10 protein-coding genes are annotated in these 13988 nt (G+C 57.6%); 8 read left to right on the forward strand and 2 right to left on the reverse strand.

Annotated elements, in window-relative coordinates:
- The first annotated feature begins 352 nt into the window (after nucleotides 1–352).
- From porX to INF32_RS10095, 3 genes are read left to right on the forward strand one after another with little or no spacing between them, the layout of a single operon-like run.
- Nucleotides 353–1909 (forward strand): T9SS response regulator signal transducer PorX, encoded by a 1557-nt coding sequence (gene porX, locus INF32_RS10085; protein ID WP_226388279.1) that lies wholly within the window; start codon nucleotides 353–355, stop codon nucleotides 1907–1909.
- 31 nt (nucleotides 1910–1940) lie between these two features.
- Nucleotides 1941–2375: a tRNA (adenosine(37)-N6)-threonylcarbamoyltransferase complex ATPase subunit type 1 TsaE gene (tsaE, locus tag INF32_RS10090; protein WP_226388280.1), complete on the forward strand. Its 435-nt coding sequence runs from the start codon at nucleotides 1941–1943 to the stop codon at nucleotides 2373–2375.
- Nucleotides 2376–2389: 14 nt separating this feature from the next.
- A complete protein-coding gene (locus INF32_RS10095) occupies nucleotides 2390–3235 on the forward strand; it encodes a hypothetical protein (protein WP_226388281.1) in 846 nt (281 codons plus the stop codon).
- Nucleotides 3236–3412: 177 nt separating this feature from the next.
- Here INF32_RS10095 and scpA read toward each other — a convergent pair whose 3' ends face one another.
- Together scpA and INF32_RS10105 are read right to left on the reverse strand one after the other, a co-directional pair.
- The gene (scpA, locus tag INF32_RS10100) at nucleotides 3413–5551 is read right to left on the reverse strand and encodes a methylmalonyl-CoA mutase (protein WP_226388282.1); all 2139 of its coding nucleotides are present in this window, start codon (nucleotides 5549–5551) and stop codon (nucleotides 3413–3415) included.
- Between the two features lie 16 nt (nucleotides 5552–5567).
- A complete protein-coding gene (locus INF32_RS10105; RefSeq protein WP_226388283.1) occupies nucleotides 5568–7454 on the reverse strand; it encodes a methylmalonyl-CoA mutase family protein in 1887 nt (628 codons plus the stop codon).
- Nucleotides 7455–7618: 164 nt separating this feature from the next.
- Between INF32_RS10105 and INF32_RS10110 the strand changes: the two genes are divergently transcribed.
- From INF32_RS10110 to INF32_RS10130, 5 genes are all read left to right on the forward strand, one after another.
- The gene (locus INF32_RS10110; RefSeq protein ID WP_226388284.1) at nucleotides 7619–8812 is read left to right on the forward strand and encodes a helix-hairpin-helix domain-containing protein; all 1194 of its coding nucleotides are present in this window, start codon (nucleotides 7619–7621) and stop codon (nucleotides 8810–8812) included.
- An 82-nt stretch (nucleotides 8813–8894) separates the two neighbouring features.
- Nucleotides 8895–9086, forward strand: a complete 192-nt coding sequence (gene rpsU, locus INF32_RS10115) for a 30S ribosomal protein S21 (protein ID WP_226388285.1) — start codon at nucleotides 8895–8897, stop codon at nucleotides 9084–9086.
- A 214-nt stretch (nucleotides 9087–9300) separates the two neighbouring features.
- Nucleotides 9301–10215 carry a tyrosine-type recombinase/integrase gene (locus tag INF32_RS10120; protein ID WP_226388286.1) on the forward strand — a complete coding sequence of 305 codons (915 nt, stop codon included), beginning with the start codon at nucleotides 9301–9303 and terminating at the stop codon, nucleotides 10213–10215.
- Nucleotides 10216–10228: 13 nt separating this feature from the next.
- Nucleotides 10229–10525 carry a ribosome hibernation-promoting factor, HPF/YfiA family gene (hpf, locus tag INF32_RS10125; protein ID WP_226388287.1) on the forward strand — a complete coding sequence of 99 codons (297 nt, stop codon included), beginning with the start codon at nucleotides 10229–10231 and terminating at the stop codon, nucleotides 10523–10525.
- A 145-nt stretch (nucleotides 10526–10670) separates the two neighbouring features.
- Complete coding sequence (locus INF32_RS10130) at nucleotides 10671–13673, forward strand: TonB-dependent receptor (protein WP_226388288.1); 3003 nt, start codon at nucleotides 10671–10673, stop codon at nucleotides 13671–13673.
- Nucleotides 13674–13988 lie beyond the last annotated feature (315 nt).

A 13988-nucleotide genomic window follows, 5' to 3' on the forward strand; every position in this document is an offset into this window, starting at 1 on the left:
TATCAGTCAAACGAACTGCAAATATACATTTTTATTTATTTAATTTACAAAAGAGTAGCGATATTTTTTGCAAACCGGGCCCGATTTCGTTCAATATTCCACTCTGCATAAGGCATATAACAAAAACCGGCCCATTTTTTTCTTTTCCAGCGCCTTATTGCAAAATACACTGTGAATCAAACGATTATTTTTTCGGTTTATTGTCTCGTCCGTCGTCTTTTTCCGGCACCGGCCCGCGGAAAGCCCCTCCGCGCCCGCCGGAAATATCCGGAAGGGAAGACAATAATTGTCCCGTTTTTGCATTGTATAGATAAAGCGATTATTTATCTTTGCCAATAACTAATGTACGATTATGAACGGAGCCAAAATCCTCTGGGTCGATGACGAGATCGAGCTGCTGAAACCCCACATCTTTTTTCTGAAGGGCAAGGGATACGACGTAGAGACCTGCAACAACGGGTACGACGCCATCGAGATGGTCCAGAGCCACCTGTTCGACCTGATCATCCTCGACGAGATGATGCCCGGCATGACGGGCCTCGAAACGCTTCCGAAAATCAAAGAGATACGCCCCACCACGCCGGTCATCATGGTGACCAAGAGCGAAGAGGAGAACATCATGGACAAGGCCGTAGGTTCGAAGATCGCCGATTACCTCATCAAGCCCGTCAATCCCAACCAGGTACTCCTGTCCATCAAGAAAAACGTGCACCAGCAGCAGCTGGTCACCGAGCAGACCACGGCCGACTACCGGGCCGAATTCGGCCGCATCTCCACCTCGTTCGCCGACGCCCGCACCTTCGCCGACTGGAGCGCCATTTACAAGAAGCTGGTGAACTGGGAGATCGAACTCACCGATTCGAACGACGATTCGATCAGGGAGATTCTCGCCTACCAGAAAGACGAAGCCAACAACGAATACGCCAAGTTCGTCCGCAAAAACTATCTGGACTGGATCAACCGCAAGGATGCCGACACGCCCGTCATGTCGCACACGCTGATGCGGAGCAACATCTTTCCGGAAGCCGACCGCAACCGGAAGACCACGCTCCTGCTGATCGACAACTTCCGCTACGATCAGTGGCGCAGCATCAACGCCCTGCTCCACAACTGGTTCGACATCGCTACCGAGGAGTTCTACTGCAGCATCCTGCCCACGGCCACCCAGTATGCCCGCAACGCCATTTTCGCCGGGCTCATGCCGCTGGCCATCGACAAGCTGATGCCGAACCTCTGGCTCAACGACAACGAAGAGGGGGGCAAGAACCAGTACGAGGAGGATTTCCTGCGCCGCCAACTGCAGACCAACGGCAAGAGTTACCGGATGACTTTCGACAAGCTCATCCGGCCCGAAGCGGGCCGCAAGCTGATCGACAACATCAGCAAGGTGTACGACGCCGATTTCTCGGTGATCGTCTACAACTTCCTGGACATTCTTTCCCACGCCCGGACCGAGACCGAAATCATCCGCGAACTGACGGAGGACGAAGCGGCCTTCCGATCCCTCACACGGTCGTGGTTCGAGCACTCCGACCTGTTCACCATTCTCAAAATGCTCTCGGAGAGGGGGCACACGGTCATCATCACCTCCGACCACGGCACGATCCGGGTGGACAATCCGGTGAAGATCATCGGAGACCGCGAAACCTCCACCAACCTGCGTTACAAAACCGGACGCAACCTCAACTACAACGCCAAGGAGATGTTCGTCATCAACAAACCGCAGGAGGCCCAGCTGCCGCAGAGCAACATCACCTCGACCTACGTATTCGCCTACAACCGGGATTTCTTCGTCTATCCCAACAACTCCAACCAGTTCGTGCGCTACTACAAGAACACGTTCCAGCACGGAGGCATCTCGATGGAGGAGATGATGGTCCCCTACATCGTACTCAAACCCAAAGGATAGCCGCAGAGGTATCCGCCACAAGACCCCATACATGAAGACCCTGCACATAGACCACCAGAGAGACCTGCCCGACGCGGCGGAAGAGATCGTGAAGGAACTCGGCCGCCACCGCATCGTCGCCTTTTACGGCCCGATGGGGGCCGGGAAGACCACCCTGATCCGCGAGATCGCCGGCCGGCTCGGCGTCGAAGACACGGTGACCAGTCCGACTTTCGCCCTGGTCAATCAGTACATGACGGCCGACGGGGAGAAAATAGACCATTTCGACTTCTACCGGATCAACCGCATCGAAGAAGTCTTCGACCTCGGATACGAAGAGTATTTCGACAGCGGGGACATCTGCCTGATCGAATGGCCGGAAAAGATCGAACGGCTCCTGCCCGAAGACGTGCTCGTCGTGGAGATCGAAATCGAAGACGAGGAGAGCCGTATCATCCGGATCGGAACGAGGAACGAACCCAACTGAAACCCGATACGACCATGAAGAATTTGAAACCGGCCGCCCTCGCGCTGGGGTTGGTCTTCGCCGGATGTACAGGAAACGGACCCGCGGAAACGGACACTGTTCCCGCCTACGAGAACGTCACCACGGTACGGCTCACCGTCTCCGAAGGCAAACGGCTGATCGCCAAAGGACTCGCCCGCAACGAAGATATCCGGCGATGCCTCGGAGAAGGCATGCTCATCATCACCCGGGGCACGACGAACACGTACATCGCCGAGGAGCTTGCAAACCTTTCGGCGCCGCACGGCAGTTTCGTGACGGGAAAAATCATTCCGACCGGAACGAAGGACTTCGCCGATACGCTCGAACGGGTAACGGAGATCGTGCTCATCAAAGGGAAGCCCGCGGAGATCGGTTACGAGGAAGCGCTCGCCCGCATGACGGAAAACGACATCGTACTCAAGGGGGCGAACATGCTGAACTATGCGAAACGACAGGCCGCCGTCTGCACGGGTGCGCCGGACGGCGGTACGGTGGCCCGGCTGAAACGGTACACGGACCGGGGAATCGGGCGCTGGATCGTTCCGATCGGTCTGGAAAAGGAGTGTTCCGGAGACCTGCGCATGTATAGGGAGGTAGTGGAGAACGCGAAAGAGAAGGGTCCCGGCACCGTACGGCTCACGCTGACGGAAGGGAACGTATACACCGAAATCGAGGCATTGAAGGAGTTCGCCGACGTCGATGTCTATCCGGCTGCGCTGGGCGGCGTGGCCGGTGCGGAAGGGGGCGCTACACTGATGATCTGCGGAGACGCGGAGGAGGTGGGCAAAGCGGTCGAAGCCGTACATTCCGTACTCGGCGAACCTCCGTTCGCAGAATAACCCCTGCACCGCAGGGACGTTCCGCCTGTTCGCACGCCATCTTTCGCCCGGATTTGCATTGCCGGCCCGACATAAATCCGTAAAAAAGAGACGGTATCTGATTTTCTCAGATACCGTCTCTTTTATCCGAAAACGCCGGATTCCCCGGACGGCCGAACCGCCCGGGGAACCGGAATGCTACTCGTCCAGCAGAATCTCCAGGATACGGATCGCAGCCGTGGCGATCGGCGTACCGGGACCGAAGATGGCGGCGGCACCGTCGCGGTACAGTTCGTCGTAATCCTGATGAGGAATCACACCTCCCACGATCACCACGATGTCCTCGCGGCCCAGTTTCTTGAGTTCGGCGATGATCTGCGGCACCAGCGTCAGGTGACCGGCGGCCAGCGAGGAGACGCCCACTACGTGCACGTCGTTCTCCACGGCCTGTTTGGCCGCTTCGGCCGGAGTCTGGAACAGCGGACCCATATCCACGTCGAAACCGATGTCGGCATATCCCGTGGCTACCACTTTGGCTCCGCGGTCGTGACCGTCCTGTCCCAGTTTGGCGATCATGATACGGGGCTGGCGGCCCTCCTTTTTGGCGAACCGCTCGGCCATCTGTTTGGCCTTTTCGAAATCTGCGTCGTTTTTCACTTCTGAACTGTATACTCCTGAAATGGAACGGATAACTGCCTTGTAACGGCCTACGACCTTCTCGCAGGCATCGGATATCTCACCCAGCGAAGCGCGCACCTTGGCAGCCTCGACGGCCAGTTCGAGCAGGTTGCCCTGCTTGGTCTCCACACACTTGGTAATGGCATCCAGAGCGGCCTGCACGGCCTTTTCGTCGCGGTTCGCACGCAGGTCGTTCAGACGTTTGATCTGCTCCTCGCGCACGGCCGTATTGTCCACGGCCAGAATGTCGATAGGCGCCTCCTTCTCCAGACGGTATTTGTTCAGACCCACGATCACGTCGTGTTTCGAGTCAATCCGGGCCTGCTTGCGGGCGGCAGCCTCCTCGATACGCATTTTGGGAATACCGGTCTCGATGGCCTTGGCCATACCGCCCAGTTTTTCCACCTCCTGGATCAGATCCCATGCCTTGTGAGCGATCTCGTTGGTGAGTTCCTCCACGTAGTAGGAACCGGCCCACGGATCGACCTCGCGGCAGATGTCGGTCTCCTCCTGAATGTAAATCTGCGTATTCCGCGCGATACGGGCCGAGAAGTCGGTCGGCAGGGCGATCGCCTCGTCGAGAGCATTGGTGTGCAGCGACTGGGTGTGTCCCAGGGCGGCAGCCATCGCCTCGATGGCCGTACGGGCCACGTTGTTGAACGGGTCCTGCTCGGTGAGCGACCAGCCGGAAGTCTGGCTGTGAGTACGCAGGGCAAGCGACTTGGGGTTCTTCGGATCGAACTGCTTCACGATCTTGGCCCAAAGCAGACGGGCGGCCCGCATCTTGGCGATCTCCATGAAGTGGTTCATACCGATGGCCCAGAAGAACGACAGACGGGGAGCGAACGTATCCACGCTCATGCCGGCATTGACTCCGGTGCGCAGATACTCCAGACCGTCGGCCAGCGTATAGGCCAGCTCGATGTCGGCCGTAGCGCCGGCCTCCTGCATGTGATAGCCGGAGATCGAGATCGAGTTGAACTTGGGCATGTTCTTCGAGGTGTACTCGAAGATGTCGGCGATGATCCGCATCGAGAATTCGGGCGGATAAATATAGGTGTTACGCACCATGAACTCCTTGAGGATGTCATTCTGGATTGTACCGCTGAGCTGTTCGAGCGTGCAGCCCTGCTCCAGGCCGGCCACGATATAGAAGGCCAGGATCGGAAGCACGGCGCCGTTCATGGTCATCGAGACGGACATCTTGTCCAGCGGAATCCCGTCGAACAGCACCTTCATGTCCTCCACCGAACAGATCGACACGCCGGCCTTGCCCACGTCGCCCACCACACGCGGATGGTCGGCGTTGTAACCGCGGTGCGTAGCCAGGTCGAAGGCTACCGACAGACCCTTCTGTCCCGAAGCCAGGTTGCGGCGGTAGAAGGCGTTCGACTCGGCGGCGGTGGAGAACCCGGCATACTGGCGGATCGTCCACGGACGCATCACGTACATCGTGCTGTAAGGGCCGCGCAGGAAGGGTGCGATACCGGCAGCATAGTTCAGATGCTCCATACCCTCCAGGTCTTCGGCGGTGTAGATTCCCTTGACCGGTATCTGTTCGGGAGTCATCCAGGTCTGGTCGCCGTCGGCGCACTTCTTCGCGTTGCAGCACGCTGCGGCAGCTCCCGTATAGGTCATATCAGAAAATTTTGCTCTCATGTTCTTGTCCTCCTTTTTAGATACCGAGTTCTTTCAGATAGTTTTGCAGGGTTTCGAGCACATTGCTGCGAACGCTGATGAAGTTCTTGATTCCCTGTGCCTCCAGCTCGGCCTGGCAGGCGGGAGCCCCGGCAACCACCAGAATGGCCTTGTCGCCGATCAGCTCCTTCACGCGCGGAGCCAGCGTCGCGTAGTCGTCGTCCGAAGCGCAGACCACCACAATTTCGGCGCCCGATTCAAGGGCGGCCTTCGCACCCTCTTCCACCGAATGGAAGAACGTATTGTCGATCACGCGGATTCCGGCGCAGGCGAAGAAGTTGCAGGAGAACTGGGCGCGGGCGCGGGCCATCGCCAGCGAACCGGCCGTCAGCATGAAGGCCTTGGGCTCCTTGCCGCTGCGGTCCACCTTCAGACGCATCTGCTCGAAAGCCATGGCTCCCCGGTACGGTTTCAACGGACGGACGGACGGGGCGGCCTCCTGATGCTTGCAGCAGCATTTGGGCGAACCCGGCACGACGGTCTGCTCGGTCACGGCCTCGCCGGCCACCTCCGTGAAGTTGGGGAACTGATTGGTTCCCAACAACGAAATGCGGCGCGTCGCCACGTTCTTATCCTTGTTGGCAGCCGATGCTTCCACGGCATCCTGAACGAAGCCCTCCTTGAAAGCGGCGATGTAACCGCCCTTCTCCTCGACCTGTTTGAACAGGGCCCATGCCTGCTCGGCGATACTTTGCGTAAGGGTCTCTATATAATAGGAACCTCCGGCCGGATCGACCACCTGATCGAAATGCGACTCGTTCTTGAGCAGCAGCTGCACGTTGCGGGCGATCCGCTCCGAAAAGTCGGTCGGCTGCTCGTAGGCGGCGTCGAACGGGGTCACCTCCAGCGAGTGGACTCCGGCGATGGTGGCGCTCATGGCTTCGGTCGTTCCGCGAAGCATGTTCACGTATGCGTCATAGACGGTCTGATTCCATTTGGAGGTGACGGCATGCACGAACATTTTCGATGCACAGCCGCGCGTGGGGTTGTAGGGTTTCATGATATTGGCCCACAACATCCGGGCGGCCCGGAACTTGGCGATCTCCATGAAGTAGTTGGAGCTGACGGCCATGCTGAAACGGATGGCGGGAGCGGCTTCGTCCACCGAGAGCCCGGCCTCCATCAGCTTCACCACGTACTCGTGGCCTACGGCCAGCGTAAAGGCGAGCTCCTGCACGATCGTGGAACCGCTGTTGTGGAACTGCTGTCCGTTCACACCCACGAAACGCATCCGTTTGAAAGGTGCGGACTTCCTGATCAGCCCTGCGATCGCATCGAATGCCTTGCCGCCGTCTTCGCTGCATCCGAACGAACCCTTCAGGGTCAGTTTATTGACGATCGGATCGAGAATGAACGAAACACGGACCTTCTCCGGATCGAGCTTTTCGGCCGAAGCCTTTTCGATCACCAGTTCGGCCACTTTCCGGGCACCGCAGCCGCAGAACACCAGTTCGTACCGGTCGAGACCGATACCGGCCAGCAACGTTTCGAGGTCGGCGGCACTGAACTCCTTGTCGGCGATACTGAAGCCCAGCGACTCCACACCGCCTTCGATCAATTTCAGAGCCAGCGCATTGGCCTCTTGGGGGCAGGTTACGGGAATGGTCTGGTGAATCCGCCAGCAATTGCAGCGCTTCGTCCCGCGGACATAGGGAAACTCCCCGCTTTCGGAACCCAGGTGACGAATGGCGGCCAGGTCCTCCGCACGATAGTAGGGGCGGACATTGAAACCTTCGGCCGTCCTCCATACCAGTTTTTTCTGGTAGTCGGCACCTTTCAGGTCCTTCGTGATCACCTCTTCCCACTGCTCCGTGGTGACGGGCGGGAAAGCGGTGAACAACTTCTCTTCCTTATTATTTGCCATAATAACAGTATTTAGAAATGTTTCGTAAGTTTCCGAAAAGACGCCCAAAGTTACTGTTTTTTATTTAACAATCACGGGAAACGGCCACTTTATTTTGCATCACCGGCCAAATAGAAGGTCCGGAAGATGGAAATCCGGAATTAATCGCTTATTTTTGGAACGCGATGAAACCCCGGAATCCATACGGCGAAAAGGTGCGCGAAATGCTCCGCGCGCTCTTTTCCTACACGCCCCGGGAAAAGAGAGGCATCCTCTATCTGCTGCCGTTGCTCGTGCTGCTTTCGCTGCTCGTCTCGACCCTCAACCGTCCGACCTTCGAAAAGAGTTTTCCCCGCTACGCCGACCGGGTGCTCGACTCGCTGAACGACGCCCGCCGGGAACAGTATCCCGACCGCAGCACAACCGCAGGAAAGGATTCCGCCGACCGCAGCGCCAGGGGAGAACTTTTCGCTTTCGACCCCAACACGGTAAGCCTTCCGGAACTCCGTCGACTCGGATTCACCGAAAGGCAGGCCCGGGGCATCCTCAACTACAGGGCTGCGGGAAAGGTGTTCCGGACACCGGAAGCCTTCGCCGACTGCTACACCGTGTCGCCGCAGATGTTCGAACGGCTCGCACCGCTTATCGTCATCGGAGCGGAGTTCCGGACACCCGGACGGGTCGAAACGTCGACCGGACAGACCCTGCATCGCACCGCCGAAACGACGGACGGAGAAAGACGCCCCGACTCCCTGTTCCTGTTCGACCCGAACCTGCTGGATAGGGAAGGGTTCCGCTCGCTGGGCTTCAGCAAACGCCAGACGGAAGCGATCCTCCGCTACCGGGAGATGATCGGAGGATTCCGGGACGCGGAGGAGTTCGCGGAGTGCTACCCGGTGCGCGACCGGTTCCGGGAACTCGAACCGTATGTCCGCATCGCACCCCCGCCCGAAAGGAAGCCCGTCCGCGTGGAACTGAACACGGCCGACTCGGCCCTGCTGGTGACGGTGAAAGGTATCGGGGCGGTCACAGCGGCACGGATCGTCGCCTACCGCACCCGGCTCGGAGGGTTCGTCCGGACGGAGCAGCTGCAGGAGATTCCGGGCATGACCGAACGCAATTACGAGATGATTTTGCAACAAATTTCGTTGGACAGTAGCGAAATTCGAAAAATTGATATTAACTTTGCCGACCCGAAGCGGCTGGCGGAACACCCGTACCTGACCGCATTGGCAAGAAGAAAAATTCTCAAACAGAGACAATTGAAAGGAGGTTGGCGCACGATCGGAGAGATGACGGACGACAAGACACTATCGGTTCAGGAGGCAGAAAAGCTCTCCCCGTATCTCCGTTTCACCCCTTTCGAATCCCCTCAATAAACATTCCGGTTCCCGTCCGGGAGGGCGGCGGCCGTGCGAAAACGAATTTTAACGAAGTAAAAATCCATATCATTTTACGACCATGATTATCATGCCTATCAAAGAGGGCGAAAACATCGAACGCGCTCTGAAGAAATTCAAACGGAAATACGAACGCACCGGCGTGCTGAAAGAACTGCGCAACCGCCAGTACTTCACCAAACCGTCGGTGACCAAGCGCATCGCCAAACTCCACGCCATCTATGTGGAGAACATGCAGCGCGAAGAGGAGTAGTACGTTCCGTCCGGAACGGAGGGACTGCCCGGCAGTCCCCTGCCAGGAAATCACCCCCGCAGCCGATCACCGCTGCGGGGGTGAAATCGTTTCAGCCCGCAGCCGGCAGACGCCCCGCCTTTCTCCGGGAAAAGAACCCGGAGAAGGAATTTTCGGTCCGAAATAGCGACTTTCCGGACATCCGGGGGGACGAAACTTTCGCTACCTTTGTCTTATGACAGAAGAATTCCTGCAATACCTGCGTACGGAAAGGCGCTATTCGGAGCACACCGTAAGGGCTTACGGCGACGATGTCGAACGATTCGTCACGTACTGCCTGGGCCGGTCGGACGATCCGGAACCGGAGTTTTCGCCGGAACGGGTCACTGCCGACGACATCCGGGGATGGATGATGGAGCTCAACCGGGAAGGGGAGAAAGCGACGTCGATCAACCGCAGGATCAGTTCGCTGAGAGCCCTATTCCGCTATCTGCGCAAAACGGGAGCCGTCCGGCACGATCCGTTCCTGAAGATCGGACAGATGAAAACCCCGAAACCGCTGCCGGTTTTCATCGCAGAAAGCCGGATGGAACAGGTACTGCGGCAATCCCCGGAGCATCCCGACGATTTCGACACCCTCCGCAACCGTCTGATCGTACTGTTTTTCTACACGACCGGTCTGCGTCTGGCAGAGCTCGTCGCCATCGATACCGACGACTTCTCGCCCGGTTTTCGTGAACTGAAAGTCCGGGGCAAGGGCGACAAGGAGCGGATCGTACCGATCATGCCGCAGGTACGGGAACGTATTTCGGAGTATCTCGATGAAATTATGCGGCAAAACATTTGCATTACCGGAGGAAAATCCCTATTTTTAACCAAGCAAGGGAGACGCATCAGCCGCAGCACGGTGTACCGGATCGTCCGCGCGGAACTGGCGGCGGCGGGTGTACAGGGCAAGCGCAGTCCGCACGTACTGCGGCATACGTTTGCCACCCACCTGCTCGACGGAGGAGCCGACATGCGGGAAATCCAGCAGCTGCTGGGGCACAGTTCCCTTCGGGCGACGCAGGTGTACACGCACAACAGCATCGCCCGACTGAAAGAGACATACAACACCGCCCATCCGAGGGCGTCACATAAAAAAGATTAAGGAGGAGAAAGCTATGAACGTGAAGATTCAATCCGTAAAGTTCGATGCAGATCAGAAACTCATCGAATTCATTCAGGCCAAGATGAACAAACTGGACCGTTTTGCGGAAAACGCCATTTCGGCCGAAGTCATCATGAAGCTGGACAAGGATACCGAACGGGGCAACAAGGTGGTGACGATCAAACTCGTCGTTCCGGGAGGAGATCTGGTCGCGGATTATCGCAGCAAGAGCTTCGAGGAGTCGGTGGACGAGGCCATCGACGCACTGAAGAAACAGATCGAAAAGCACAAGGAACGCTATAACAAATAATCCGGACCCATCAAAAAACGGAAGCCGACCCGGGCGGGTCGGCTTCCGTTTTTGCCGTTTCACCGGATAATTCTTTCTGATTCCGGCAAATATCCCTATCTTTGGACGACTATAAAAAAAACCCGAGACTATTTCCCCAACTGCAATGAAGATAAGACATTTCCTGATTTCCGCGATTCTCATACTGGCCGCCGCCCCCCTCCTGCATGCCGAACAGCCTTCGGGCGGCGTGAAGGGACGGGTGATCGACAGCCGCAAACGCTCGGCGCTGGCCGGGGCCGTCATCGCCGTCCGGACGGAACGGGATTCCGTCTTCAAGGTGACCGACACGAAAGGGGCGTTCACCATCACGGGACTTCCGCGCGGCAACGCACGGCTGCGGATCTCCTTCATCGGGTACCGGCCGGCCGAAATGCCCGTCTCGATCGAGGGACAGGTACTCGACGTGGGCACCGTCACCCTGACCGAAGCGGACAATGCGATCGACTCGGTAACGGTGGAGTACAAGGTCCCGCTGATGACCCAGACCGGGGACACGATCAAATACAACCCGCTGGCCGTAAAGACCGAACCGTACGACTATGCGATCGACCTGGTCGAGAAGCTGCCGGGCATCACCCTCGACGACAACGGAAAGGTGACGGCGCTGGGAAAAGACGTGACATGGGCGTTCGTGGACGGGAAACTGCTCTTCGGACGGAACGTGATGAACGCGCTGGACAACGTCAAGATATCCGACATCAAGTCGATCAACATCTACGACGTGGCCAATCCCGAAAAACCGCTGCCCGAAGGCGACCTGCAGGACGAGGACAAGCAGCGCGTGCTGGACATCAAGACCAAGAGCCGGTTCCGCCATGCCTACAATGCGGAGGCCTATGGAGGGTGGGGGCAGGATATGAACAAATCACCCGGAACGCCGCGCCAGAACCGTTACCTGGCCGGAGGGAACATCCGCAAGTTCTCCGAGAAACTGGTGATGACGGCCGACGTGCAGGGCAACAACATGAACCGGCAGAGGATGGGATACCGCCGGATGTTCCTCGACCACGGAGGCTCCTCATCCGGGTACTTCCGCAACAACCGGGTCGAAGCGTCCGTCGACCGCAACAACCCGTTCATCAAACGCAAAGGCCCCGGATTCAACTTCCGGTACTCTTTCACCAACAACCACAGCAACAGCGGCAGCGTGAGCGAAAAGGTCTATTTCGAAGACAACGCGGACGAGGCGAGCAGGGACATCTCCCGCACACGGGACACCTCGTTCAACCGCTCCGACTCGTACGACCACAACTTTTCCCTCTCCCTCAACCAGAGGTTCTCGAACCGGACGTTCCTCTCGTTTTTTCCCTCTTTCACGCTGACCGACAACCGTTCGGCGGGCCAGCAGGTCACCAGCGTCTTCTCCCGCGAGGACGACGCCCTGAAGACCCGCACCGGAACCAGCAACCGCAGCAAGAAGACCGGATTTTCCTCTTCGGGCCGGCTGACCCTCTTCACCCCGCTGCGCAAACCCAAGCCGACTGCGGCCGACACGACCCGAAACAAAGATCGGGAACAGCCCCCCGGACGCCCGGACGGCCCGCCGATCCCGCCGAACGGCGGAGGACCGCGCAGTTTCGGAGGAGGAGGATTCTCCCCCGGACGATTTCCGGGCGGGAGGGGACCGGGCCAGATGCGCATGCGTTCCAGAAGAGCCGTGCAGATGCTTCCCCTGCTGATGGCTGAAGTGAACTGGAACTATTCGGACAACAAAGGAACCGGATGGCAGATGGACACGGTATCCTCGGCGAACAACACACAGAAATATCTCACGACCAACTCTTCGGGATACACGAAAAACTTTGGCGGAGGTGTCCGTTTTGCAAACCTCAAACTGGGCAAACAGGTCAGCATGGGAGCCAATTACAATCTGAGCTACGATCACTCAAAAAAACTGAGGACGGCACTCGACACACTGACCATGCAGATCGACACGGCCCAGACTTACGAATACACCCGCAGCTACATCACCCAGAACGTAGGGGTGGAGGCCGAATGGTACAATCCGGAGGCTTCGTTCCAGATGAGGGCCGGCGTCGCGCTGAAAACTTCGTGGTCGGACCGCGACGAAGTGGTTCCGGAACAACTGTTCGACCGACGGTCGTTCGTATCCGTACTGCCCTCACTCTCCATTTCGTCCCGTTACGAAGAGTCTTTCTCCGGCAAACCCAACTGGAACATCAGCTACTCGACCTCGTCGGACGAACCGTCGCTGGAGAACATGCGAAACTGGCTCGACATCAAAGACCCCATGTCGCTCAAACGGGGCAATCCCGACCTGAAACAGAGCTATACCCACTCGATCAGCATGAGTTTTTTCAGAAACAGGACGGAAACGGCCTCCGAAACGCGGCTCAGCCTATCGGCCAGCTACACGCAGAACGACATGGCCACCAAACAGGTGCTGTTCGGAGAGGAGACCTACCTGCCGGAATACGACTACACGGCCGCGGCAGGTTCGACCCTGACCACTTACGAGAACATCGACGGAGCCGTGTCGGTCAATCTTTCGGGCGGACACGAACGGTCGGCCTTCCGCGAAAAATTCATCTTCCGGAGCAGTCTCTCTTATTCGTTCACCCGGCGCCCCGCCTACATCCGCGACGTAAAGAACTTCACCCTCAGTTCCTCTCCCTCGCTGAACCTGACCCTGCAAAGCAACAACTCCCGCAAACTGGAGTTCCGTATCGCATCGCAAACCGGATTCATCGGTTCGTCCAACACGGCCGGAGGCACCGACCAGACATTTACGCAACGCGCCACGGCCAACGTCACGGCCCGGTTTCTGCGTCACTTCACCCTCTACACCTCCTACCAATACTATTATTACCACAGCTCGAAAGCTGCCGACCTGAACAACAACCTGCTCAGCGCCGCACTCTCCTACCGGTTCATGAAAAACAGCGGGGAGGCCCGTTTCACGGTTTACGACATTCTGAACCGCAACAGCGATTTCTCTTCGTCGGTCTACTCATCCTATGTGCTGAACAGCTGGCGCCAGCTCATGAGCCGCTATTTCACCCTGACGCTCAGCTACCGGTTCAACAAGACCGGAGGCGGACCGGGAGGGTTCCGGCCCGGGCCGAGAGGGGGCGGGCCGTTCTGACAATCTGACACAAGGTGGGGCCTTCCGCAAGAGGCTCCATTGTACTCTTCCCGCTTCGCCCCCGGAATTCGTTCTCTTCCGGAGAGGGAAACGGACGTATTCCGCATACGTAAAAATCAGGAGGAATCCCCCGGCTAAAAAAATAGTGCCGCAAAAAGTTGCCGGATTGTAAAAAGAATTGTACTTTTGGACGCAAATTGCCCATGGCTGAATTGCATACAGGTCAGCGATACGGCGATGTTTTTAGAGTTTCTGGCAAAAATTCGTCAAATTTTAATCCGCATTTTTTGCGTATTAATAATTTATTCGTATTTT

The organism is Gallalistipes aquisgranensis, from assembly GCF_014982715.1.
GTDB classification, from domain to species: Bacteria; Bacteroidota; Bacteroidia; order Bacteroidales; family Rikenellaceae; genus Gallalistipes; species Gallalistipes aquisgranensis.